Origin of the sequence: Kangiella sp. TOML190, assembly GCF_023706045.1 — a bacterium.
Classification (GTDB): Bacteria; Pseudomonadota; Gammaproteobacteria; order Enterobacterales; family Kangiellaceae; genus Kangiella.
The window spans coordinates 263,969-288,773 of record NZ_BQYL01000001.1 but is presented as its reverse complement, the minus strand read 5'-3'; the positions used below and the strand labels follow the sequence as shown (position 1 = coordinate 288,773).

Below are 24,805 nucleotides of genomic sequence, written 5' to 3'. Positions count from 1 at the left end.
AATGGATAACTTTTATTCAGATTTGAGTTTCAGTTTGAAGATTATTCTACAAATCGCACTATACTAATTGATAGGTTAGCTAGGGAGCTTATTTGAATGGATGCAATACGGTATGTAAAAACAGTTGGCACTTATCTCTTCAAAGATCGTGATGATAATCAACACAGTAGCGGAAAAGTATCGCTGCTACTTGGTGCTCGGTTACATGTGGATTTAAGTCAGAATATTGCGGGTAGAGTCCCCGCTGAAACTATGCTCAGCGCTAAAGGTAAAAAACACGAGGGTTTTGTCGATCTAGATAAGTTATCGGAAAAACAACAGCTGAAAGTTTTTTTCATGGACGTAGGGCAGGGCGATGCGACTTTAATCGAAGCAGAAGGAGCCATTGTAATCATTGATGGCGGCCCTAACAAAGGCTTTCATACGAAACTAGTAGAGCGATTCAAAAACCTAGTTCGGGCGGAGGAACAGTTTGGACTGGTTCCGAAAGAGCAGTTATTTATTAATGCTATTATCATTAGTCACTTTGATTTAGATCACTACTATGGTCTAGTGAAGCTGCTAAAAGACAAGCGATTTAAAGTTGGTTGTATTTATCATAATGGCTTACCTAGGTTTTCGGACTTCGACTTAAAGTTTTTAAACTTAGGCGATAAAAAGTTTTGGCCAGATCTGGGTAATGGGATCACTACCGAGTTAAGAGATTTGGACTCAGCCAGACGATTATTAAACCAAGGGTATTTCAGAACGAGTAGCGGTAATGAAAATAAGTTCGCAAAATTATTAAATGCCATGTTACAAGCGCATAATGATGGTCGCTTGCAAAAAATATCCATCCTTAACCGTCGAGATCCTCACAAACCAGTTAAAATATTACCCAATACAGGCGACTTAAGGTTTGAAATTTTGGCACCTTTGACCATGAAAACTAAGGGCCCATTGCATTTACCGACTTTTCCGAATCCGCATACCGCTTCGAGCACTGCGCAGTTTCCGGCTCCTTCGGAATCTCATACCATCAATGGTAATAGTATTGTATTGCGGTTGATCTATAAACAGGCCAGTTTTCTTTTTGGAGGAGACTTGAACCAGCCGGCACAAAAGTTTCTGGAGCAACGGTATTCGAATTTAAATGCTTTTAAGAGCGCTGTTAATAAGGCCTGTCATCATGGCTCTTCTGATTTTCATTTAAATTATTTGCGAGCGGTTTCACCTGACGCTACAGTGTTCTCGTCAGGTGATAATGGTTCCTACGATCACCCCCTCCCAGACGCAATGGGGGCTGCTGCTAAACACAGCCAAGGAGATTATCCTTTGGTTTTCTCAACCGAACTGGCTAGAGAAACCTCCAGTAAAAAAGGCATTAAGTACGGAAATATTAATGCACGCTCTAATGGCCAAGAAACGGTATTAGCCCAGAAAAAAGAAAAGCCGAGCTTAAATCAGTGGCACTCTTTTAAAATTCCTTACCAAGGCCCATTCTATCAGCATTAAAGCTTAAACTCATAGGCTGCCTTAATTCAAAGACAGCCTATGTAGGCGAAGTGGTTATAGTAGTTATAGAGCTTCAGGTGTTAACCTTGGTTTGAGCAGAACATTCGCTAATCACTTGCGGATTTACTTGCCCGTTCGTTATCGTCTTCTTTTTCTAAAGCCTCGATTAGTTGATCGAATGTTTGCTCCATTTGCTTGATGTCGATACTGACTTCTTGCTGCCAGGAAGCGCCTAAATCCGAAGTACTAACAACATCACCTTGATCACAAAGAAAATATAAAGTGTTTTTGTAGGTTAGCTCTGGCAATACCGTATGACACATATCTTTGGCATTACCATGGGCTAACCAGCTCTTTGAGTTGTTAAGCTTGTCTTTGCCATTACTAATAACTTTAAGTTCACTTTTAGATTTTTTGGTTTTCTTTTTGCGTCCGAGGGTAATAACAGTTCCATCATCTAAGATTGAAGACAAACTTGCGTCGGTTTTGTCATCGCCAAACATCTTCAAACTACGGCTTACGGTTAACCACTCGTTACCATTGTCGAAGCTAACGACTTGATCGCCAATACCATCCCACTGACTGACCTCAAGCGCGACCAAGGCCCCCGAACGTGTTTGTGCTAGTTTTACTAGGGCGGTGCCATCACTGTTCTGCCAGCTGTTTGTGGCCTTAAGGTAGTCATGCACCATGTTGTCGTTGAAGATTCTTAAAGTATTTTTTGCGGTAATGATGGGAAATAGTCCGCCGTTTTGCACAAAAAAATCATTGGCAGGTTTTTTTACGAAAGTTCCAATTTTATTCCACGGAGACTCGGGATTATCAAATTGATATACATTGTAATCCATTTCATTGTTGGCAACTGCGTAATGGGTTTCTCCATCACTGCCAAACCAAGCAATCGCTTCAGAGGTTGAAATGGGGTGTATCGCTTTCCAGCTAGAGTCAAAGTTGTTCCCCAAGAATACTTGCCCATATTCACTACCAACTAATAACTGACCTTCAAGCTCTAATACTGCTGAAACTTGTCCATTGGTTGGTAGATTTACTTGTTGCCATTGCCCACTGTCACTTAGCAGTCGTAGTTGTCCAAAACGTGAAGCGATGGCACCAATATGTTCGGTGCCAGAAAGAAGGATAGCTTTATTGCCGTAAGCATTGTCGCGTGATAATTGGCTGAGCTGGTTGCGCAACTGCGAGTAATCATCTGGATTCCAGCCCAAAATGACGCTTTTATCAACCTTCTTTAAAACATCTGGAAACTGATCGTCAATATAGGTTCCGAGATTATGGAAGTCAGTCACTGTGGTCACATAGGCTTTTTTAGAAGAGCTTGAACTCCAGAACGAAGCTTCTTTAATGCTTAACAGGGGTTGAAAGACTAGTGTACCAAGATTCGTTAAACGCTCTGCTTGGACACTAAACTTACCGGCGGATGCACCAACCGGCATTCTTATCCAAGAGCTGACATTGCCATCGCTATAATAGGAAAATAGTTGCGTGATCATATAGTCACCCTTAGGCATGGCGCCGATAAAAATCTGGCTATCGATAGCGCCAGGAGAGCGAGGCTTCAATTCATAAATATCGGGATCCCAGTCGAGTTTATCTTCATCGGTAGGCTTTCCTTTTGCCTTGGCGGCAGCGATTGCCACAGCTTTAAGTTCATCCATATTATCGAGCCTGATAGCCATGATTGCGGTCCAGCCGTCATGTAGAGTACCCAAGCGGTCGGTGTTGTTGATAACTTGGACTCCGACAATGCCTTGTCCAACAGGTAACTCGGCTTTAGGATCTATTTGAGTGGACTTGATATCGTAAGTCGCACAACCAGTAAATAATGTGAGTAGTAATAAGGAGCTGATAAGGTGCTTCATGATTTTCCCCTTTTTAATTATTAATATATTTTGATAGTATTTTTTTATTCTTGACAAATAGTTGCGAAAGCCGCGATAAAAAAAGCCGACAATTGCCGGCTTTTCGTACATTAGCTTTCTCTGAAGAGTAGCTTAGCCAACCATATCTTTTAACTTCTTCAATGGGCGAATTTTTACCGCGATTGAAGCTGGCTTAGCTTTGAACATGGTTTCTTCGCCAGTGAAGGGGTTGATACCTTTACGGGCTTTCTTGGCAGGTTTTTTCACCGTGCTGATTTTTAATAAGCCAGGTAAGGTGAATTCGCCCACAGAGCGCTTCTTGACGTGACGCTCAATAACTACCCCTAATTCGTCCAATACCGCGCCCACGTCCTTCTTGGTTAGACCCGTTTGCTCGGCGATTTCGTTTAAAATTTGAGTTTTAGTAAACTTCTCTTTTACTGCTGTAACTTTACGAGTTGCCATTATTTTTCCTTTGCCTCATGTTAAATGACTGTTAAAATAGCTCTTGTCTTGGCGAGTAATGCAAAATTGACTCCCCCAGCGCTTTTTATAGCGCTAAAAGCCCGTTAAATAAAGTCTTTTGTTACGGATTAAGGCTAAAATTCGTAAATTTCTTCAGGACAGATAAAAAAACTTAATTATATGGCATTACCTCTTGTGCTAGGGGTGGTGTTTCTGTACAATTCGCGCTCTGAATTTTTAGGTGGCGTAGGCTGTGAATAAGCAGTTACGGCTACCCGCATAGAGTGCAAAACGGCTTTTGGAGCTTGGAAAAGATGAAAACATTTAGTGCAAAGCCTGAAACTGTAAAACGCGACTGGTTCGTAGTTGACGCAGAAGGCAAAACTTTGGGTCGTTTGGCGACTGAAGTTGCTCGTCGTTTAAAAGGCAAGCATAAGGCAGAATACACGCCTCACGTTGATACTGGCGATTACATTATCGTGATTAACGCTGAGAAAGTAACGGTTACTGGTAAAAAGGCAGAAGATAAAATCTACTACCGTCACACTGGTTACCCTGGCGGTATTAAAGAGATTAATTTCAATGACTTACAAACGCGTAAGCCTGAAATGATCATTGAGAAAGCGGTTAAAGGTATGTTACCAAGAAATCCTCTGGGTCGTGCTATGTTCCGTAAATTAAAAGTATATGCGGGTTCTGAGCACGGTCATGCGGCGCAGCAACCAATCGCTTTGGAAATATAAGGTAGGAGACTATGGCTGAACAATATTACGGAACTGGTCGTCGTAAAAGCTCTACTGCTCGCGTATTTTTACGTCCAGGCAGTGGCACTATTACAGTAAACCAAAAATCTTTGGACCAATATTTTGGTCGTGAAACCTCGCGCATGGTCGTTCGTCAACCTTTAGAGTTAACTGAAACTTTAGAAAAATTCGACGTTTATGTAACGGTTGCTGGCGGCGGCGGTACTGGCCAAGCCGGTGCAATTCGTCACGGCATTACTCGTGCCTTGATGGAATATGATGGTGAATTACGCTCTGAGCTACGCAAAGCGGGTTATGTGACTCGTGATGCGCGTGCGGTTGAACGTAAGAAAGTTGGCTTGCACAAAGCACGTAAGAAACCTCAATTCTCTAAGCGTTAATTTTACGCAGCTCTTACAAGAGCGAGAATCATCCAGAGTTATACAAAACGCCTGCTTTATGCAGGCGTTTTGTTTGTGGATTATGTTTTATACCTTTCCTTTTCGCCCCTCGGCGAGTCACTTTTCTAAACATCGAAAAGTAACCAAAAGATGTTTCCCCGTAATTCCCAGCCCATGGCTTCCCTCACTCAGCCTCGAAACTTAACGCACCATGAAAAACAGCACTTCCTTGTGCTGGTTTTCACTATTCAAATCGTCCACGATTTGAATTGCTATTCCTCGCCATCGCTCGGTGGAAATTAAAGGGGGCAAATGCAGATGTCTGGACCAATTTCCCATAAAATTAGCTGAGTGAGAAAAAGTTATAGCGTAAATTGGGCAGGGATAGCCCCATTTAGCAAAGACGAAACAGGAGGTTTCGTTTTGTGGCGCGTTAAGTAACTTTTGCGAGCGAGGGAAGTGCGAAGCACCTAATTTTCGGGTGTCCTTTCTTTTGGTTCGTTTTCTTTGGACAGGCAAACGACCCAAAGGAAGTGCCTTTAGGTAGAAAATGAATAAGTAAACTACTCATGTTTATCAAGCGATAAATAGATTTCAGAACGATTACTGATAAGATTCCCGTCTTTGCCGGAATGACAGGGATTAAAGGTCAGACCAGATTGTGAATTTTCTTTATTTACAGTATGATACGCCACCAGTGTGGCTTAATAAGCTTAGCGTTTGTGGGGTCTTTGTTTAAACGCGGGTTTCGGCCAATTTTTGCTATAGATTTCAGGTGTTTAGGCTGGTTCGGTCTGGATACAAATTTTTGATGTGGGGAGACTAACCTAATGAGTAGTGAAGGCGTTAATAAAGGACGCAGGAATCTGCTAATCGGTGCAACTTCGGTAGTTGGAGCGGTTGGTGCGGGTTTCGCGGCTGTGCCTTTTGTTAAATCATGGGCACCGAGTGAGAAAGCTAAGTCGGCTGGTGCGCCAGTTGAGCAAGCGTATGATAAGCTGGAAAACGGCCAGCAAATCACCATTGAGTGGCGGGGCAAACCCGTTTGGATTATGCGTCGTGATCCGGCTATGCTCAAAGCGGTGACTGCTTCTAATGAGTTGGTGGCAGATCCAAACTCTGACAATGAAAAGCAGCAACCAGAGAACTGCAAAAACGAATGGCGCTCGATTGAGCCAGAAATTTTTGTGGCGATTGGTTTGTGTACTCACCTAGGTTGTTCGCCTAAATTATTTGCCGATCCGGGTTCTTTGGATTCGACTTGGGTGGGCGGTTTCTATTGCCCATGTCACGGCTCTAAGTTTGATTTAGCGGGGCGCGTGTACAGCGGCGTTCCAGCAAACGCTAACTTGGAAGTTCCTCCTTATGTAATTGATACCGCGAATAAGACCATCTTGGTGGGAGGGGAGAGCTAATGTTTAAGAGCTTATTTGAATGGTTTGATGCTCGTTTCCCAGCTTCTAAGGTCTGGAAAGAGCACTTGGCAGAATACTATGCGCCAAAGAACTTTAACTTCTGGTATTTCTTTGGCTCACTAGCTTTGTTGGTGTTAGTAAACCAATTATTAACCGGTATCTGGTTAACCATGTTCTACAGCCCTAGCGAGCCTTTTGCTTCGGTGGAATACATCATGCGTGATGTGGATATGGGCTGGCTGATCCGATATTTGCACTCGACTGGTGCTTCGGCTTTCTTTGTGGTGGTGTATTTGCATATGTTCCGTGGCGTTATGTACGGTTCCTTTAAAAAACCACGCGAGTTGGTCTGGATTTTCGGCATGATTATTTTTGTGCTGTTAATGGCGGAAGCCTTTATGGGTTATCTATTGCCTTGGGGCCAAATGTCCTTCTGGGGTGCGCAGGTGATTGTCAATCTCTTTGGTACTATCCCAGTAATTGGCGATGGCTTGGTAGAGTGGATCCGTGGTGACTTCACCTTATCATTGGCGACCTTGAACCGCTTCTTCGCATTGCATGTGGTTGCAGTGCCGCTAGCGTTAGTAGCCATGGTGTTTTTACATTTGGTTGCTTTGCATAAGGTGGGTTCTAACAATCCTGACGGCGTTGAAATCAAAGAGAAGAAAGATGAAAACGGTATACCATTAGATGGTATTCCTTTCCACCCTTACTACACAGTGAAAGATATTGTGGGTGTGATTGTATTCTTGATCTTCTTCTTGGCCATCGTCTTTTTCGCGCCAGATTTCGGCGGTTACTTCTTAGAGCGTCCAAACTTTGAGCCAGCAAACCCGCTCAAAACACCAGCGCACATTGCACCCGTTTGGTACTTCACGCCCTTCTACACGATTTTACGTGCAGTGCCCGATCCCTTCTTAGGCTTCCTAGCGATGGCGGCGGCGATTATCGTCTTGTTCTTGTTGCCTTGGCTCGATAGACAGCCGGTGAAATCGATTCGTTATCGCGGCGCTTCTTATAAAATTGCTTTGGCCTTGTTTGTGGTTTGTTTCTGTGTGCTGGGCTACCTTGGGGTGGTTGCAGTAACGCCAGTGACTAAATTCTTAGGCCAACTATGTACGGTTTACTATTTCGTATTCTTCTTAGTGATTTTGCCATTATTGCCAAAATTCGAGAAGACTAAGCCAGTTCCAGAGAGGGTGACACACTAATGAAAAAGCTAATTATTACTGCGATTACCGCATTGACGCTAGCTGCTCCAGTGGCTTTCTCTGCGGGCGGTGGCGCAACTTATCCAAACGATCACGCCAACATCAATTTGGCGGACAAAGAATCGTTACAAAACGGCGCTAAGTTGTTTATCAACTACTGTGCCGGTTGCCACTCAATGGAGTATGTTCGTTACTCGCGTATCGCTCAAGACTTAGGTTTGAGTGAAGAGCAGGTGATGGAAAACTTGGTGTTGGGTGACCAAAAATTTGGTGAAACCTTAAAGAAGAGCATGAATCCGAAGTTGGCTAAGAAATGGTTCGGTGTCGATCCGCTTGATTTAACTTTGGCTGCTCGTGTCCGTGGCGAAGATTGGTTGTATAACTACTTACGCTCTTTCTACAAGGACAGTTCGCGTCCGTTTGGAGTCAACAATACGGTTTTCCCAGACGTTGGTATGCCGCACGTTTTAGCGGATCTGCAAGGTACTCAAGAGCTAAGCGAAGATTGGGTTTCGGTTGAAGCAGCTATCCATGAGGCAAAAAATATTATTGCCAATGCGGAAGCCAGCGAACAACAAAAAGCCGAAGCCAATAGCAAACTGCATGAAGCTGAAGCAATGAAGTCTGAACTGTCGCAAGATGGCAAAATCTTCGTACAAACGGCTAAAGGCAGTATGACACCAGAAGATTACGACCATAACATTCGTGATTTGGTTGCTTTTATGGCTTACACCGCGAATCCAGTCAAACTGCAAAGTAAAAGCATGGGTATTTGGGCCATTTTATTCTTGGTCTTATTGCTTATCCCAGCTTACTTTATGAAAAAAGAATTCTGGAAAGACGTACATTAGACGTATTAAAAGTTACCTTAGCCCAACGAATGACCTGTTTGTTGGGCTTATATAGATTAGGAGAACATCTATGGCCGTAGTTGCCAAACGTTCAGTTATGACACTTTTTTCGGGCAATGATGCCTACAGCCACCAAGTTCGAATTGTGTTGGCAGAAAAAGGAGTCAATTTTGAAGTGGTTGAAGTGAGCAGTGATAACATTCCTGAAGACTTGACCGACTTAAATCCTTACGGCTCTGTGCCGACCTTGATCGATCGTGATTTGGTGTTGTATGAAGCCAACATCATTATGGAATATTTGGACGAGCGCTTCCCGCATCCGCCTTTGATGCCCGTATATCCTGTTACTCGCGGCCGTAGCCGTTTGATGATGCACCGTATCTTAAAAGAGTGGTATTCGCAGTTTGAAATCATCCAAAACGGTACTGAAGCCAAAGCCAAAAAAGCGCGCAAGCAATTGCAAGAAAGCGTGATGGCGCTATCGCCAGTATTTGGAGCTAGCGATTACTTTATGAGCGAAGAATTTTCTTTGGTCGATTGCGTGATTGCACCTTTGTTATGGCGTGCCGAGCAGTTGGGTTTGGAAATCTCCGGCAAAGGCTCAAAAGCCATTCATGACTATATGGACCGTATCTTCGAGCGCGAATCTTTTAAGGTCAGCTTAACCGAAGAAGAGCAAGAACTGCGTATGGGGCTATAAAATGGCGACTCGTTCGCCATTACAGCCTTACCTACTCATCGCTTATTACGAGTGGATGCTCGATAACGATTGGACGCCGCAAATCCTAGTGGATGCCAGCCATCCGCAAGTGGACATCCCCAAACAGTTCGCTAACGATGGTAAGATCGTCTTGAACATTGCGCCTAGCGCGGTGGGTGATTTCCACATGGGCCACGAAGCGATCAGCTTTAAAGCGCGATTTTCAGGCTCCTCACTTAATATCTATGTTCCCATGAATTCGATTTTAGCGATCTATACTCGCGAGAATGATAAAGGGATCATGTTCTCCCCCGATATGTACGAAGGCGATATAGAAGGCGACGATCCTAATGACGAACCACCAAAGCCAAAAAAGGGTAAGCCTAGTTTAAAAGTGGTGAAGTAAAAAAACTAAAAGCCGCTTTTCCGCTTTGCTAAAACATAAAAAGATTATATTGCAGCGAAATCAATTTTTTGATGCGGAGTTTAGCATTCTAAATAACAAGACAAACAATAGATTTCATCAAAGTCTAAACGACGCGCAGCAGTTTTAATCTATATACTCAAAAATCTTAACCACTTTGGTTACGCCCGAAATATTTCTAGCGATTAGGGTGGCTTTGTCGGCTTCGGCGCGGGTCACTAAGCCCATAAGAAACACTTCGCCATTTTCTGTTAACACTGTGATACGTTTAGAGTCGAGGCCTTTTTCGGCGACTAAGCTGGAGCGAAGCTTGGTCGTGATCCAAGAATCGTTCATATCACTGACTGCTTCAGGATCGGCAATCCGTAATTCGTTAAACACTTTGCGAATTTCTGGTACGCCCGTGATAGTTTGACTTACCTCGTCAAACACCGCTTGATTAGGTACTTGACCGTATACTAGGACGTATAAGTTATGACTTTTCACACCGATAAAAGCGGGGGGATTGGCATCTTCGATCGGTTCCAATAAATCATCAACTCGAGTTTCTATACTACCGTCTTCAGCGACGGTGCCAAAAGTGGTGCATGAGATTAAGCCAAAATTTAAGATAACACTGATTAAAAGGAGTCTGAATTTCATCTTTTGGGTTGTCCTAATATTAAAGTAATTTGTTAGGCCTTGTAGGCTGTTTATTTTGCTAGCTTAGTTTGTTCGCTCTAATTTTGTCCGAAAAGGGCATTGTCAATATAGTCACAAAGGGCGTGAATCACCACTAGGTGTACTTCCTGAATTCTGGCCGTTGATTCGGAAGGGACACAAATTTCTACATCGTTGGCGCCAAACAAACCTGCCATTTCACCGCCATCTTTTCCAGTTAAACCCACAATCAGCATATCTTTAGAAACCGCCGCTTCCATCGCGTTTATCACATTGCGCGAATTGCCGCTGGTGGAGAAGGCCAATAAAATATCGCCTTCTTGGCCTAACGCACGAATTTGTTTGGAAAAAACGTCGTTGTAGCTGTAATCGTTTGAAATTGAGGTTAAGGTACCGGTATCGGTGGTTAAGGAAATCGCTGGCAAGCTGGGTCTTTCACGCTCAAACCGGTTGAGCATTTCCGACGAAAAATGTTGTGCATCTCCGGCCGAGCCGCCATTACCACAACTCAATATTTTTTTCCTGCTAACAGGGCATTAACCATTACTTGGCCTGCTTGCGCAATCGACTCGGGTAGAGCATCGGCGGCAGCAATTTTGGTTTGTATGCTTTGGGTAAAGATGTCTTTTATTCGGTCTATCATCGCGATCTGAATAGTTAGTTTTCTCTAGTTTACCAAGGACTCGCCTCAAAGGCATTTTTATACCATTGAAATTTGTGATCTTTTGTTGCATTGGCTGAAACCACGTCGAATCGCGCATTGAAATTGGTCATCTTCTTTTGTTGCAAATAGACTTCAGCGGTTTTTAGCAGTTTTTGTTGTTTGCGGTAATCTACCGATTCAGCGGCACTACCAAAACTATTGTCAGCTCTATAGCGCACTTCGACAAATACCAGACAATGGGGTTCCACGTTTTTGTCTAAAAAAATCAAGTCGATTTCACCAAAGCGAGAGTGAAAGTTGGCCTCTACAAAGTCTAAAGCTTGTTTTTGCAGATAGCGTTTTACGCTTTGCTCTATTGCAATTCCGGTTGCTCGGCTGTCCTTTGCCATAGTGTAATAATTTTACCTAGTAATTTGGTTAAGTTTAGCGCTGGTTATAGGTTTTAACGCGCCCCTTTTCATAACGCCCCCAAGCCAACTGACGCTGAATTCGGCCATACGAATCCATGCTCAAAACGCCTGACAATCCCTCTATTGCCGACTCTGGCACTGTCGAAAGTTGGCCAAGCTCCGGAATAATACGATAGGCATCATGGCCTAAGGCGAAAAAACGCCCGAGACGTTTGTGCGAACTGGGTAGGGTTTTGCTCAGTGATTTTTTGGCGCTAAGAATATCTTTGCTGCTGCCCAAAACCCAAGGCGCATCGGTAAACATGATACCCGATAAATCGTTATCCAAACGTGGATTAGTGCTGCCAGAATAGATGTCGGAAGTAGCGTATACCGGCAAGTTATAAGCATAATAATAGTTTAGGTAGGGTTTGATAATGCGGGCCTTTTGCGCGTTGCTAATAAGAAAAATGGCATCGGCATTGCTACTACCTTGGCCCGATGACTCCACCGGTACGTTCAATAAATTCTGTAATTCTTGCGAGCGTTTTTCAGTTTTATCCACCCCCAGTAATCGAGTAATGGCGGATTTGGGATCTTGGTTGCGAGAAATATCCGCCACTTGAACCACAGTCCCGCCCAAATCTTCATAAGTGCGTACAAAACTATCCACTGCGCGAGCACCAACCGAGGCTTCTGCATTGATAACAAAGGCTCGAGTTTCTCCTTTGCGAATAGCGTAGCGAGCTATTTGCGCTGCTTCGTCCTCGACGGGTAAGCCAAACTGGTACATATTGGTTGGGCTAAAATCGCTAGCAAGACGATTGAGTACCAAAGTCGGCAGTTGCATATCGCTGTAACGCGTGAGCTGATCAATATTATTTTTTAATAAGGGGCCGACCACCATTTCGACCCCATCAGTCATTGCCTGCTGGTATAGCTGATCCATAGTTTGTCCGCTAGCGCTGTCGTAAACTTGAATTTCCGGCAATTCGCCACGAGACTTTTGGCTTTCAAAGTAGCCTGCTAAAAAGCCGTCGCGGATAGCGCCACCAACGGTAGCAAAGCGACCGGATAAAGGTACGATTAACGCCACTTTTCGCGGCAGACTAAAATCTGCAGTTCTGAGCTGGCTGACGTCACTGGGCAAATAACTGATGGCTGGATGACCTGCGTATTGCTGCAACCAATTACTTAAGCCTTCGGATAATAGGCGGGCATTACGCTGATATTTTTTTTGCACTTGAGCAAGCTCTAGCCAAGCGATGGTATCGTGATCTTGGGCGCGACTGAGTTTCGTTTCTATAGCCCCTAACGGCGCTTGGCTTAACTCCTGCCAAGCTTGCTGGTACTGGCTATCCAATTGGCTGGGATCATCGATCAGTTCAGCGGCTTGAATACGGCGTACGGCAGCATCGGCATTTCGGTTATTAAGGCTCAAAGCATCGGCGAATAATAACTGATAGTGGCGATTCCAAGCACGACTTTGACGATCAGGTTGATTAACCGATTGTAGCGCACGAATAGCCTCAAAGCCTTTTTGCTGTCGCAAAGCGGACTCACCCTTTAATAAATAATAAGCATTTCTTTGTTGCGGCGGTAATTGAGTGGCTTGGAAGGAAATTAGGGTGTTATAGGCGTTGCTAAATTGCTGCTCTTTGGCGTAAGCCGAGGCGGCCCGCAGTTTCCAAGGGGCTTTATCGCTGCCTTGATATTGAGCTGCTTGTTGCAGGTAATAATCCGCAGAATTACCGCCGGTTTGGTAAATATCATCCGATTTTCCCAGGCTGCGGCTTTGGGTTGCAAAGCAAGCAGACAGCGATAGAGTTCCCAGAGCCAAGATTAAACCTAAGAAAAGATGTTTTGAATTGAATTTTTTTGTCATAATTCCATGCTCAAGCCAGTTAAAAATAACTGATAAATTAAAGCGTTAGCCACAAGTTGCCCGAATAGTGACTATTCTATGCGTAAACACTAGCCCGACGCAAAAGTGAAATGGCAATTTTAACAAAGCGTCACACTTACCATTATCTTTAGGGAGATAAAATGAGCACTGTTCAGCAAAGCCAAGCAGCGAGCGGCACCTTATACGTGGTGGCCACCCCTATTGGTAATATCGAAGATATTAGTGCAAGAGCCATTCGTACCCTAAAGCAAGTAGCACTGATTGCTGCTGAAGACACTCGCCATAGCCAAAGACTGTGTCAGCATTATTCCATAAGCACCCCTATGATTTCGGTTCATGAGCATAATGAAGTGGCGCGGGTCGAATTGATTCAAGAAAAATTAATGCAAGGCCAAGATATAGCCTTGATTTCCGATGCCGGAACACCACTAATTAGCGATCCTGGCTATAAACTCATACGCGAACTTCGAAGCAAAAATTGTAACATCAGCCCCATTCCAGGGCCTAGCGCTATTATCACCGCCTTATCGGTGGCGGGTTTGCCCACTGACAGTTTTAGTTTTTGGGGCTTTTTGCCAGCAAAATCGAGCGGCCGAAAGAAAAAATTTGAATCGCTTAAACATAACGCAGAAACTCTAGTTTTTTATGAATCGTCCCACCGTATCGCTGCTTCTTTGCAGGATGCGCAAGAGGTTTTAGGTAACCGTAAAGTGGTAATTGCCCGAGAGTTGACGAAAACTTTTGAAACAATTTTGAGCGACACATTAGAAAATTTAAATGTAAAATTAGTTGACGATCATAATCAACAAAAAGGTGAATTTGTGATCCTAGTCGAAGGATTGACAGATATTGTCACAAAAAAAGAATATGATAGCGAGCGCTTACTATCGGTTTTATTGAGTGAGCTAGCACCTAATAAGGCTGCAAAGCTAGTTGCCAAGCTAACTGGAGAAAAGAAGCAGCAGATCTACAACCAAGCGCTGGCGTTACAAGCAAAAGATTAGTCCTACTAATGCACATACTTCCTTAAAAATCAATAGCTTAGATCGAAAAAAGTCGACTGGTTAACATTTGATCTGACGCATCTATGTTATCGTACTCCTACTTATTAAATTTATTAATCAATAACTAATAATTAGGAGCTAAGAAGGTGAAATCTTTATCCGTTTTTTTATTTACATGTACTCTAGGTTTAGCAGCAAATACAGGACTTGCCGCACAAATGGATAATGGATTATCGGTAGGCAGTGGTAACGGTAGCAACGGCGGCGGTGGAGTTGAGCCATTGGCTTTATCGGTAGGCAGTGGCAACGGTAGCAACGGCGGCGGTGGAGTTGAGCCATTGGCTTTATCGGTAGGCAGTGGCAACGGTAGCAACGGCGGCGGTGGAGTTGAGCCATTGGCTTTATCGGTAGGCAGTGGCAACGGTAGCAACGGCGGCGGTGGAGTTGAGCCATTGGCTTTATCGGTAGGCAGTGGTAACGGTAGCAACGGTGGTGGTGGAGTTGAGCCTGCGCTTTATGTTTGAAGTACTGTGTAGTCAGACAGGGATAAAATATTTTTATAAATAAAAAATACTAGAAATAACATTTATTGTTAGAATAAATACTTAAATTCAACTGCCGTGTAAAACCAAATGCTTTTAGAAGTTGCCGAGCTGTTGCAACAATTCGGGTTTTTGTTTAATTTGGCTATGTTTTTGGCTTATTTCTTCTTAAAAGCCGAAGGTATGTATAAACTGATTGCGGTACTCATTCTAATATCAGTGGTTAATAAGTTACTGTTTAACCCGCTCTATGCCCTTGAAAATGCTAAATATTATTGGTATGTGACTTGGGCATTTATGAACCTTGTATTCGTAGCAATGATATTGATTGTTACAAAAAAGCACCCTAACATCCAAAAAGTCACGATACCTGTATGTATATTAGCGATAGTTTCTATAATCCTAGAGTTATCTAGGCATTATGAAAGAAATATACTGGATACTGATTATCTAAAAAAATTATACTCTATAGGTATACCTACTCTTAGCTGGCTTATTTCTGCTTATTTATTTGCACCTCTCGCATTACTTCTGGTAAAGTACGTTAAAGGTCGATTTTCGGCTAAGCATTGAAAGTTAACGAAATTTTTATAAAACACAATAAATGATGACTGATTTACTATTGATTGTTATTCCTCTAGCGATAATGGGGGCTAGCGTCTTTGTATTCACAAAGGGCTACAAGTTTGCCAAGAATAACGATAATCACTACACCATAGCATCCGCTCTGGAAACCCCTGTTCCAGCGGAAGAAGAAGCAAAACAACTGATCTTGGAATATGCAGAAGCGTTAAGCGGACGTTATTCTGACGATCATAAGATGAACCATGCCTTACAGTGGGTTGAAAAGTTAGAGCAGCACGTTCACCGTAATCGTTCTTACTACAAAACCGAAGTTGCCCAAGATCTTCCGAACGAGCAGCTTGCCGAAAAGGATACTAACGTTATTGATATGTTCGCAAACAAGCGATAACTTAAGTCTTTAATTGATAAAAAGCTCCTAAATTAGGAGCTTTTTTCGTTTTTGCATGCATGATCTTAATAAAGGCTTGCCTTTTGCCTGCTTTTTCTTGAAACTTGCGCCAAGAAGCTGGCCAGACAGTCGCTGCCGATCGTTTTTCTGGTAAAAACAAAGCGGGAGAGGAAAGTCCGGACTTCACAGAGCAGGGTGCCAGGTAACGCCTGGGCGGCGCAAGCCGACGACCAGTGCAGCAGAAAAGATACCGCCGATGGTTCTTAGTTCGCTAAGTTCACAGGTAAGGTTGAAATGGTGCGGTAAGAGCGCACCGCATTGCTGGTAACAGTAGATGGCGAGGTAAACTCCACCCGAAGCAAGACCAAATAGGGTTCCGTTGGGCGTGGCTCGCGTTGGAACCGGGTAGGTTGCTGGAGTCATCGAGCGATTGATGGCCTAGACGAATGACTGTCCACGACAGAATCCGGCTTATCGGCCAGCTTCTTCTTTTTATTTTAATATAAATCAATAAGTTAGTTTTGTTTAAGCATTCGTCTGAATGACTGTCCACGATGCTTTTTATGCAGATCAGCGGCTTATCGGCCAGCTTCATTTTTTATTTTAATATAAATCAATAAGTTAGTTTTGTTTAAGCATTCGTCTGAATGACTGTCCACGATGCTTTTTATGCAGATCAGCGGCTTATCGGCCAGCTTCTTTTTTTATTTTAATATAAATCAATAATTTAGTTTTGTTTAAGCATTCGTCTGAATGACTGCCCACGATGCTTTTTATGCAGATCAGCGGCTTATCGGCCAGCTTCATTTTTTATTTTAATATAAATCAATAAGTTAGTTTTGTTTAAGCATTCGTCTGAATGACTGCCCTCGACGCTTTTATGCAGATCAGCAGCTTATCGACCTGCGCTCCTTGTTTAATGTAAGCATCGTTATTTAATGTAGAATTGTGATTGATTGAATCGCTGCGTATATCGCTTTTTTATAGTAAGCGCAGTCGTTTCCCCAAGACTAAAATTCTCTAACCTGATATAAAAGCCTTCAAATTTCTCTTTAACCTCTAACAACTTAAAGTGATTTCTAACTTATCTTCCTAATTTTCTGAAAAATAACAGTTTTATTTTTATGTGTTTGTAAGCGCAAACTAACTATTGCTAAGTCTTTGGAAAATAAAGACATTTCTCACATTTTTCAGGCCGTTTTTACTTGCAAAACCATGTCCAAACTCCTATAGTGGCGAGAAGTGGGAAAAAGTGTCGTAAAGTGGATCGAAGTAAATAATCGCTCAATAAACAAACAGTAATGGCGTTAAAAAATCTCGATTTCCATGACTCTTTCTTAAAAATAGTTAACTAAAACAATAGGTTATTATAATGTTTCGAGGCGCAAATGCCATCAATATGGATGCAAAAGGACGGATCGCGATCCCTGCGAAGTACCGTCAGCGCTTCCATGATGCCTGCGCTAATCAAATTGTAGTGACCATCGATTTATTCGATCCCTGCCTTTTATTGTTCCCGTTACCACACTGGGAGCAGCTGGAAGCGAAATTAGAAAGCTTTTCCAATACGGATCCGAATCAGCGCCGTGTTAAGCGGATGCTGTTGGGTCATGCCTCGGAGCATGAGATTGACGGTAATGGTCGTATTTTATTGCCGCCGGTGCTGCGCGAGCATGCGCAATTGGAGAAGCAGTTGATGTTGGCCGGTCAAGGAAAAACCTTCCAGATCTGGAATGAAGACAACTGGCATAACAAGATTAATGACGATGTGGCGGCGATGGCCGATATGCCATTGGATGCAGATGCGTTGCCGGAGTTGAGCTTTTAGGCGATGAACACCCAACAGCCACATGACGCAGTTCTACTTATCGAAGCAGTGGAGGCTTTAGTGCAAGGTAACGCTTTGCAAGCAGGCGCAGACTCACAGCAGAGTCCACAAAAGATCGACGGTATCTTTATCGACTGTACTTTTGGCCGCGGTGGTCATAGCAAGGAACTGCTGTCTCGGTTGAGCGATTCGGCTCAGTTATTAGCATTCGATAAGGATCCACAAGCCATCAAGGTTGCTCAACAATTGGCGCAGCAAGACCCTCGTTTTAGTATCGTTCATGAGAGTTTTTCTCAACTAGAACAAGAGGTTAAAGAACGTGGTTGGGTTGGCGAAATTAGCGGGGTCTTGATGGACCTCGGCGTTTCGTCACCCCAACTCGACCAAGCGGAGCGCGGTTTTAGTTTTATGCAGGATGGCCCTTTGGATATGCGCATGAATTCTAGCCAAGGATCGACGGCGGCGGATTGGATAGCGAACACCAAAGAAGAAGATATGGTGTTTGTGTTTAAAGCTTATGGCGAAGAACGTTATGCCAAGCGCATTGCCCACGCTATTTGTAAGCAAAGAGGCGAGCAAGCGATCACCCGCACCAAGCAATTAGCCAACATTATCGCCGAAGCGCACCCGCGTTGGGAAAAACATAAGCATCCGGCAACTCGCTGCTTTCAAGCGATTCGTATTGCGGTCAATAGTGAACTGGATGATTTAAAGGCGGTGCTCGAGCAGTCGTTGGCAGTATTAAAAACGGGTGGCCGCTTGGTGGCGATTAGTTTTCATTCTTTGGAAGACAGAATCGTTAAACAGTTTATTCGTGATCAAGAACAAGGCAAAGATTTTCCAGCGGGTTTGCCGATCACGGAAGACATGATTGAGCGCCGCATGAAGAAAGTGGGCAAATTCGTCAAAGCTGGTGAAGACGAGTTGGCGCGAAATAACCGTGCTCGCAGTGCTGTGATGCGGGTTGCGGAGAAACTGGCCTAAGGGGCTGATAGATGGCTAAGGCAAAGTCGTCAGAAACCAACCGTTTATGGCCTTTCTACAGTTTGGTGGCGCTGTTTGTTCGACGTTTTGGTCTGTTGTTACTGGGTGGTTTGGTAGTTTATTCAGCGATTTTAGTAGCGGCTCAAACCCACCAATACCGCTTAGCTACTAGTGAGTATAAAAAGCTAGAAGATGAGCAGAATTTATTGGATTTGAATTGGCAAAAACTGCGTTTGGAACAAAGTGCACTAGCTGAGCACAGTCGCATTGAAGCGATTGCAGAAAAAAAATTAAAGATGAAACACTTGGATAAAAAATCCGAAGTGATCGTAGAAAGCGAAATTAAGAGAGAAACACAAAAGCCTAGAGAGTAACAATGGCTGCTAGGCGCAACTGAAGAGACTGGTTAAGAGTCGTGAAGAAAACACGTAACCGCAAGCTGAAAACCGTACCATTGTGCACATGGCGTTACTACACCATGATCGCGGTGGTGTGTTTGTGTTTTTTCAGTTTAGTAGGACGCGCGGCTTACTTGCAGGTGGTTAATTCGAACCATCTCGCTAAAGCTGGCGATTCGCGCTCGGTTCGGATTAAAGGTATTTCATCTCACCGTGGCTTGATTTTAGATCGCAATGGCGAAGAATTGGCGCGCTCGGTGCCGATTGAGTCGATATGGCTCGATCCTAAAACCTTGCTTGAAAATAAAGGCGTCTTGAACTCTAAATCGTGGAAAGCCTTTATCGCGGCGCTAAATAAAGATGAAAAAGCCATTAATGCTTGGCTGATGGAGCGGGCTAACAAGCGATTTGTATGGCTCGAGCGTCACCTAGATCCGAACGTTGCCCAATACGTTAAGCGGTTAGCGATTAAAGGCGTGAACTTAAAATCTGAATACCGTCGCTATTATCCAAGCGCCGAGGTTGCGGCCAATTTGGTGGGCTTTACTGGTGTTGATGATAAAGGAATTGAAGGTATTGAGAAAGCCTTTGACTCCTACCTGACTGGCCAGCCAGGCAAAGAAAAAGTGGTGGTCGATCTTTATCGTCGGGTGGTCGAAGAGCGTGGCGTGTTAGCCGAAGCTGAGCAAGGAAATGATTTGCAGCTAAGCATTGATTCACGCATTCAATCCATCGCTTATAAAGAACTAAAAAAAGCAGTGCTAAGCCATAACGCCAAAGGTGGCTCGGTTGTGGTAGTCGATGTGGATTCTGGTGAGGTGTTGGCCATGGCCAGTCAACCGTCTTTTAATCCTAATCGTTCCGACTCGCGCTTTCCGGCGATGACGCGAAATCGCGCCATTAGCGATCTATTTGAACCCGGTTCGACGGTTAAACCTTTGACGGTAGTCAGTGCTTTGGAAAGTGGTAAGTATCAACCTAATTCGACGGTGGATACTTCACCAGGAAGAATGTATTTAAACAGCCGACCGGTCCGAGACCATCGAAATTATGGGGTTTTAGATCTGGCTGGGATTATCAAAAAATCCAGCAATATGGGAGTTTCTAAACTCGCCTTGTCCTTGTCTGATCAAGAATTTTTAGACAGCTTTCATAAAGTAGGCTTCGGGAAAATAACCGGATTAGGGGTTCAAGGCGAAGCCAAAGGCGTGATGCGTCCACGCGATAATTGGTCAGATATTGAGAAGGCGACTTTCTCCTTTGGTTATGGCTTCCAAGTCAGCGCTATTCAATTGGCACAAGCCTACAGTGTGTTAGGTGCCGATGGGGTTAAACGTCCTTTGACCATTTTGAAACAGTCGGGCTTAGAGCAGGGCGAACAGGTTATCAAGCCAAAAATTGCGAAAGATGTGGTGCGGATGATGGAAAACGTGGTCGCCACTGGCGGTACTGGAACCCGCGCTAAAGTCGAGGGCTTCCGAGTAGCTGGTAAAACCGGAACCTCAAGAAAAGTAGCACGCACGGGCGGCTATGGTGACGAGTATGTAACCGTATTCGCGGGTTTAGTGCCCGCGACCGATCCTAAGTTGGCGATAGTTGTGATGGTGGATGAACCCGCGGGCGATTCTTATTACGGCGGCACAGTTTCGGCACCAGTTTTTTCCAAAGTCGCTAATAAGGCGTTGGACTTAATGAATGTGGCGCCTGATCAAATGAATTCACTGGCGGTGGGGGGCGTGCTACATGACTAGCAAGCCAAAAAATTCCATCAGCTTGAAAAAAATCTTAAAAGGTTCGCTGAAAAAAGAGCAGCTCAAAGCTTTGAATTTGAAGCAAATTAAAGTTACTGGCATAAGCTTAGACAGCCGCCAAGTTAAGGCCGGCGATGTGTTTTTAGCTTACCCTGGAGTGCAAACCGATGGCCGCCAATTTATTGCGGCCGCGATAGCCAAGGGTGCAATAGCTATCGTTGCGGAAGCAGACAATTTAGAAACTTACATTAACGACTTGCACGATGACAACCGGCAAGAGACGGAAGAGCATGAGACTTCCGTTACCATGGTTCCAGTGCCCAATTTAGCCAACAAAGTTAGCCGTATTTCCGGGAAGTTTTACGGTTCTCCTTCTAAAAAAATGTCGCTGATTGGGATCACTGGAACTAATGGTAAAACCAGTATTGCTTATTTAGTCGCGCAAGCTTTGCAGATTTTGAATAAGCCAACTTTGTTGTTGAGCACTTTAGGCAATGGCGATATTCAATCTTTAGAATTGAGCAAAAATACTACCGCAGATCCGGTCACCATTCAGCAATTGGCGAGTGAATTTCTTGCTAAGGGTTATCACCATTTAGCGATGGAAGTTTCGTCGCACGGACTGGATCAAGGACGTGTGAATGGTTTGAAATTTAATCTGGCGGTTTTTACCAATTTAAGTCATGACCATCTTGAATATCACGGCGATATGGAAACCTATTTTCAAGCCAAACGTCAGTTATTTTTGCGCAAAGAAGTGCAATACGCAGTGATTAATGCGGATGATAGTTATGGCCGCCGTTTATTATTGGATGATCAAATTAGCGCTAAGAAAATTGCTTTTAGTCGTCAACAACAACCACAAGAACCCTTAGCCGATTTCGATGGTGATTGGGTGGTCAGTAGCAACGAATCTTTTGACTTGAAAGGGATTAATGCGGACTTGACCACACCTTGGGGCACGGGTCGTTTACACAGCAGTTTATTGGGTGATTTTAATTTGTCTAATTTGCTGGCAGTGGCGGCCATTTTAGGTTGTCTAAACGGTGATTTACACAAATGGATCGTGGCGCTAAATGGCGTTAAGCCGGTGCTTGGACGGATGCAGCAGTTTGCAAAAGCCGATAAAGCCACTTTGGTGGTTGATTATGCGCATACGCCTGACGCGCTTGAAAAAGCTTTGCAAACTTTGCGCCATCATTGCCAAGGAAATCTATGGTGTGTCTTTGGTTGCGGTGGCGATCGTGATCCAAGTAAACGCGCTTTGATGGGATCCATTGCTGAGCAAAATGCCAATAAGGTGATTTTAACCGACGATAACCCTCGCACCGAAAATGCTGCCGCGATTGTCGAAATGGTTCGGGCGGATATGCTTGATAAAACTATTCCGTATGTTAGCCCTAGAAAAGATGCGATAGAGCTTTGCTACCGTGAAGCTGCAGCCACTGATATGGTTTTGATCGCGGGTAAAGGGCACGAAGATTACCAAGAAATTGGTCATGAAAAGCTGCCCTATAGTGATTTAGCAACGGTTAACCAATTGCTGGAGGCGAGCGCATGATCAAGCTTAGCCTAAAGCAAGTTTGCCAAGCAGTGAATGGTCAGTTAGTTGGTGACGATTTAACTGTTAGCGAGGTCTTTACTGATACTCGCGTGCAAGCGAAAAACAGTTTATTTGTAGCTTTGGTTGGGGAAAACTTTGATGCTCACGATTTTATCGAGCAAGCTGAGCAGCAAGGCGCGATAGCGCTACTGGTTTCAAAGCCAGTAGCAACGGATTTACCGCAAGTTGTGGCTAAAAATACTGAAACTGCTTTAGGGCAGCTGGCAAACTTAGTGCGAACTATCGTTAACCCTAAAGTGGTGGGGATCACTGGCAGTGCCGGCAAAACCAGCGTTAAAGAGATGTTAGCCGCGATTTTATTGCAGGCAGTTGAAACGCCAGAGCAGGTGTTAGCGACACAAGGTAACTTTAATAATCACATTGGGGTGCCGCTTACCTTACTGCGGCTAACCGGTCGCGAAAAATTTGCGGTGATTGAGATGGGCGCCAACCATCAAGGTGAAATTGCCTATTGCGCTGACATTGCTAAGCCAAATGTGACCGTAGTCAATAACGTTGCGCCAGCACATATCGAAGGTTTTGGCAGCGTTCAAGGCGTGGCCATAGCAAAAGGCGAGATTTATCAAGCGCTTGCGGCTGATGGCTGTGCGGTTGTGAATTTAGATAGTGATTTCTCTGAAGAGTATTTGCAGCAACTCGAGCAAATCGGTTGTCAGAAATTAACCGTTTCTCGCCATAATATACCCACTATTGGCGGTGATAATGCACTGACCCATAAGGCTGCTACGCAAGTTGATATCTGGGCTGAAGAGATCGCACTGAATGAGCAAGGCAATGCCAGTTTCGAATTGTCCATTTTAGATCAAAAGACTTCGATAACACTGGTTACGCCGGGCATTCATCAGGTTTCTAACGCTTTAGTGGCAGCGGCTTTGGCGACCAGTCTTGAGATCAGTGTTGAAGCAATTAAAGCAGGTTTAGAAGCGGCTGGCGAAGTCAAAGGGCGCTTAAATCGTAAGCCAGGCCTAAACGGCAGTTTAATTATTGACGATACCTACAACGCTAGCGTGGCTTCGGTCAAGGTGGCGATTGACTTGTTATCGGGCTTGTCAGGCGTTAACTGTTTGGTCCTTGGCGATATGGCTGAGCTAGGCGATGAGAGCGAATTGTATCACCGCGAAGTAGGTGCTTACGCAAAACAAAAAGCACTCAGCGCGCTTTACGCATGGGGTGATTTTAGTCGCTTTAGTGTCGAAGCGTTTGGTGCAAATGGCAGTTACTTTAGCGATAAGCAAGGCTTGATTTCGGAGCTAAAAAATAGCGTGACAGCCGAGCATAATATTTTAGTAAAAGGCTCGCGCAGCGCACGAATGGAGCAGGTGGTAGATGCTTTGGTGGCAACTACCGAATCACAAAATCAGGATGAGCATCATTTATTAGGGGGAGGTGACCCATGCTAACCTGGTTGGCGGAATATTTATCACAATACTATTCGGGCTTTAATGTCTTTCAATATTTGACCATGCGCGGCATTTTAAGTGTCTTAACCGCGCTGGGGATTTCCTTGTTAGTGGGTCCGACCATGATCCGCAAATTAAGCAGCTATCAGATCGGACAAACGGTACGTGATGATGGACCGCAAAGCCACTTGAGTAAAGCTGGCACCCCAACTATGGGTGGTGCACTGATTATTGTGGCGATAGTGTTAAGCGCGGTTTTGTGGGGCGATTTAAGCAATAAATACATTTGGGTCGCCGTGGCCGCCATTGTCGGTTTTGGTTTAGTCGGCTTAGCTGACGACTACATTAAGTTGGTGCGCAAAGATCCTAAAGGGCTTGTTGCGCGTTGGAAGTATTTTTGGCAATCGGTGTTAGGCGCTGGTATCGCCGTCTACCTTTTTTATACCGCGCCAGAAAACTCTGCTGAAACCCAGTTGTTGGTACCGTTCTTTAAAGACATAGCGCCGCAGTTGGGAATCATGTTTATCTTTCTAACCTATTTTGTGATTGTCGGCACCAGCAATGCGGTTAATTTAACTGACGGTTTGGATGGCTTAGCTATTTTACCAACGGTATTGGTAGCTGGCGGCTTAGGTATTTTTGCCTACCTCACCGGTAACCAGATTTTCTCGGATTATCTACAAATTCCTTACATTAATGGCGTTGGTGAATTGGTGATTTTTTGCGGCGCTATTGTTGGCGCGGGTTTGGGTTTCTTGTGGTTCAACACCTATCCGGCACAAGTGTTTATGGGTGATGTCGGGGCTTTGGGTTTAGGTGCTGCCTTAGGAACTATCGCGGTCATGGTAAGACAAGAGCTGGTGCTCTTTATCATGGGCGGGGTCTTTGTGATCGAAACCGTATCTGTGATGTTGCAGGTGGGTTCTTACAAATTAACAGGTAAACGTATTTTCAGAATGGCACCACTGCATCATCACTATGAGTTAAAGGGTTGGCCGGAGCCACGAGTGATAGTGCGATTTTGGATTATTTCCCTGATGTTGGTGTTAGTAGGTTTAGCGACCTTGAAAATTCGCTAGAAGTATTGAGTAACTGGAGAGA

24 protein-coding genes, 1 other RNA gene and 1 pseudogene are annotated in these 24,805 nt (G+C 44.2%); 20 read left to right on the top strand and 6 right to left on the bottom strand.

The window, feature by feature from the left end:
- The first annotated feature begins 96 nt into the window (after positions 1-96).
- A complete protein-coding gene (locus NFS34_RS01300; protein ID WP_251358033.1) occupies positions 97-1,494 on the top strand; it encodes a ComEC/Rec2 family competence protein in 1,398 nt (465 codons plus the stop codon).
- A 107-nt stretch (positions 1,495-1,601) separates the two neighbouring features.
- On the opposite strand, the gene NFS34_RS01295 is transcribed toward NFS34_RS01300, so the two are convergent.
- Both NFS34_RS01295 and NFS34_RS01290 read right to left on the bottom strand, forming a co-directional pair.
- Positions 1,602-3,371: a hypothetical protein gene (locus tag NFS34_RS01295; protein WP_251358032.1), complete on the bottom strand. Its 1,770-nt coding sequence runs from the start codon at positions 3,369-3,371 to the stop codon at positions 1,602-1,604.
- Between the two features lie 132 nt (positions 3,372-3,503).
- A complete protein-coding gene (locus NFS34_RS01290) occupies positions 3,504-3,836 on the bottom strand; it encodes an HU family DNA-binding protein (RefSeq protein ID WP_251358031.1) in 333 nt (110 codons plus the stop codon).
- A 314-nt stretch (positions 3,837-4,150) separates the two neighbouring features.
- Here NFS34_RS01290 and rplM point away from each other — a divergent pair, with 314 nt between their 5' ends.
- From rplM to NFS34_RS01255, 7 genes are all read left to right on the top strand, one after another.
- A complete protein-coding gene (rplM, locus tag NFS34_RS01285; RefSeq protein WP_251358030.1) occupies positions 4,151-4,579 on the top strand; it encodes a 50S ribosomal protein L13 in 429 nt (142 codons plus the stop codon).
- Between the two features lie 11 nt (positions 4,580-4,590).
- Positions 4,591-4,980, top strand: a complete 390-nt coding sequence (rpsI, locus tag NFS34_RS01280) for a 30S ribosomal protein S9 (RefSeq protein ID WP_251358029.1) — start codon at positions 4,591-4,593, stop codon at positions 4,978-4,980.
- Positions 4,981-5,810: 830 nt separating this feature from the next.
- The gene (gene petA / locus NFS34_RS01275) at positions 5,811-6,395 is read left to right on the top strand and encodes a ubiquinol-cytochrome c reductase iron-sulfur subunit (protein ID WP_251358028.1); all 585 of its coding nucleotides are present in this window, start codon (positions 5,811-5,813) and stop codon (positions 6,393-6,395) included.
- Positions 6,395-7,606: a cytochrome bc complex cytochrome b subunit gene (locus NFS34_RS01270; protein ID WP_251358027.1), complete on the top strand. Its 1,212-nt coding sequence runs from the start codon at positions 6,395-6,397 to the stop codon at positions 7,604-7,606. Before petA ends, NFS34_RS01270 begins: the two co-directional genes overlap by 1 nt.
- A complete protein-coding gene (locus NFS34_RS01265) occupies positions 7,606-8,457 on the top strand; it encodes a cytochrome c1 (protein ID WP_251358026.1) in 852 nt (283 codons plus the stop codon). Before NFS34_RS01270 ends, NFS34_RS01265 begins: the two co-directional genes overlap by 1 nt.
- Before the next feature lie 70 nt (positions 8,458-8,527).
- The gene (gene sspA, locus NFS34_RS01260) at positions 8,528-9,157 is read left to right on the top strand and encodes a stringent starvation protein SspA (RefSeq protein ID WP_251358025.1); all 630 of its coding nucleotides are present in this window, start codon (positions 8,528-8,530) and stop codon (positions 9,155-9,157) included.
- 1 nt (position 9,158) lies between these two features.
- Positions 9,159-9,563, top strand: a complete 405-nt coding sequence (locus tag NFS34_RS01255; protein WP_251358024.1) for a ClpXP protease specificity-enhancing factor — start codon at positions 9,159-9,161, stop codon at positions 9,561-9,563.
- Positions 9,564-9,707: 144 nt separating this feature from the next.
- Here the strand turns inward: NFS34_RS01255 and NFS34_RS01250 are convergent, their stop codons facing one another.
- The 4 genes and pseudogenes from NFS34_RS01250 to NFS34_RS01235 form a co-directional block, all read right to left on the bottom strand.
- Positions 9,708-10,223 (bottom strand): BON domain-containing protein, encoded by a 516-nt coding sequence (locus NFS34_RS01250; RefSeq protein WP_251358023.1) that lies wholly within the window; start codon positions 10,221-10,223, stop codon positions 9,708-9,710.
- A 77-nt stretch (positions 10,224-10,300) separates the two neighbouring features.
- Positions 10,301-10,884 (bottom strand): annotated as a pseudogene (locus NFS34_RS01245) (phosphoheptose isomerase).
- Positions 10,885-10,913: 29 nt separating this feature from the next.
- Entirely contained in the window at positions 10,914-11,294 is a 381-nt protein-coding gene (locus NFS34_RS01240) for a YraN family protein (RefSeq protein WP_251358022.1), read from the bottom strand.
- A 34-nt stretch (positions 11,295-11,328) separates the two neighbouring features.
- Positions 11,329-13,179: a penicillin-binding protein activator gene (locus tag NFS34_RS01235; protein ID WP_251358021.1), complete on the bottom strand. Its 1,851-nt coding sequence runs from the start codon at positions 13,177-13,179 to the stop codon at positions 11,329-11,331.
- Between the two features lie 161 nt (positions 13,180-13,340).
- Here NFS34_RS01235 and rsmI point away from each other — a divergent pair, with 161 nt between their 5' ends.
- The 12 genes from rsmI to mraY all read left to right on the top strand — a co-directional run bounded on the left by rsmI (position 13,341) and on the right by mraY (position 24,783).
- A complete protein-coding gene (gene rsmI / locus NFS34_RS01230) occupies positions 13,341-14,204 on the top strand; it encodes a 16S rRNA (cytidine(1402)-2'-O)-methyltransferase (RefSeq protein ID WP_251358020.1) in 864 nt (287 codons plus the stop codon).
- 146 nt (positions 14,205-14,350) lie between these two features.
- Positions 14,351-14,728, top strand: coding sequence for a hypothetical protein (locus NFS34_RS01225; protein WP_251358019.1), 378 nt, complete (start codon positions 14,351-14,353; stop codon positions 14,726-14,728).
- 108 nt (positions 14,729-14,836) lie between these two features.
- On the top strand, positions 14,837-15,319 hold the full coding sequence (locus NFS34_RS01220) for a hypothetical protein (RefSeq protein ID WP_251358018.1): 483 nt from the start codon (positions 14,837-14,839) through the stop codon (positions 15,317-15,319).
- Positions 15,320-15,353: 34 nt separating this feature from the next.
- Positions 15,354-15,719, top strand: coding sequence for a hypothetical protein (locus tag NFS34_RS01215; protein WP_251358017.1), 366 nt, complete (start codon positions 15,354-15,356; stop codon positions 15,717-15,719).
- A gap of 113 nt (positions 15,720-15,832) precedes the next feature.
- An RNA gene (gene rnpB, locus NFS34_RS01210) (RNase P RNA component class A) lies at positions 15,833-16,209 on the top strand.
- 882 nt (positions 16,210-17,091) lie between these two features.
- The gene (mraZ, locus tag NFS34_RS01205; protein WP_251358016.1) at positions 17,092-17,547 is read left to right on the top strand and encodes a division/cell wall cluster transcriptional repressor MraZ; all 456 of its coding nucleotides are present in this window, start codon (positions 17,092-17,094) and stop codon (positions 17,545-17,547) included.
- Between the two features lie 3 nt (positions 17,548-17,550).
- The gene (gene rsmH, locus NFS34_RS01200) at positions 17,551-18,531 is read left to right on the top strand and encodes a 16S rRNA (cytosine(1402)-N(4))-methyltransferase RsmH (protein WP_251358015.1); all 981 of its coding nucleotides are present in this window, start codon (positions 17,551-17,553) and stop codon (positions 18,529-18,531) included.
- A gap of 11 nt (positions 18,532-18,542) precedes the next feature.
- A complete protein-coding gene (gene ftsL / locus NFS34_RS01195; protein ID WP_251358014.1) occupies positions 18,543-18,905 on the top strand; it encodes a cell division protein FtsL in 363 nt (120 codons plus the stop codon).
- A gap of 41 nt (positions 18,906-18,946) precedes the next feature.
- Positions 18,947-20,680, top strand: coding sequence for a penicillin-binding protein 2 (locus NFS34_RS01190; RefSeq protein ID WP_251358013.1), 1,734 nt, complete (start codon positions 18,947-18,949; stop codon positions 20,678-20,680).
- Positions 20,673-22,241 (top strand): UDP-N-acetylmuramoyl-L-alanyl-D-glutamate--2,6-diaminopimelate ligase, encoded by a 1,569-nt coding sequence (locus NFS34_RS01185; protein WP_251358012.1) that lies wholly within the window; start codon positions 20,673-20,675, stop codon positions 22,239-22,241. The genes NFS34_RS01190 and NFS34_RS01185 overlap by 8 nt, the downstream gene beginning before the upstream one ends.
- Positions 22,238-23,704 (top strand): UDP-N-acetylmuramoyl-tripeptide--D-alanyl-D-alanine ligase, encoded by a 1,467-nt coding sequence (gene murF, locus NFS34_RS01180; protein WP_251358011.1) that lies wholly within the window; start codon positions 22,238-22,240, stop codon positions 23,702-23,704. Before NFS34_RS01185 ends, murF begins: the two co-directional genes overlap by 4 nt.
- Positions 23,698-24,783: a phospho-N-acetylmuramoyl-pentapeptide-transferase gene (gene mraY, locus NFS34_RS01175; protein ID WP_251358010.1), complete on the top strand. Its 1,086-nt coding sequence runs from the start codon at positions 23,698-23,700 to the stop codon at positions 24,781-24,783. The genes murF and mraY overlap by 7 nt, the downstream gene beginning before the upstream one ends.
- Positions 24,784-24,805 lie beyond the last annotated feature (22 nt).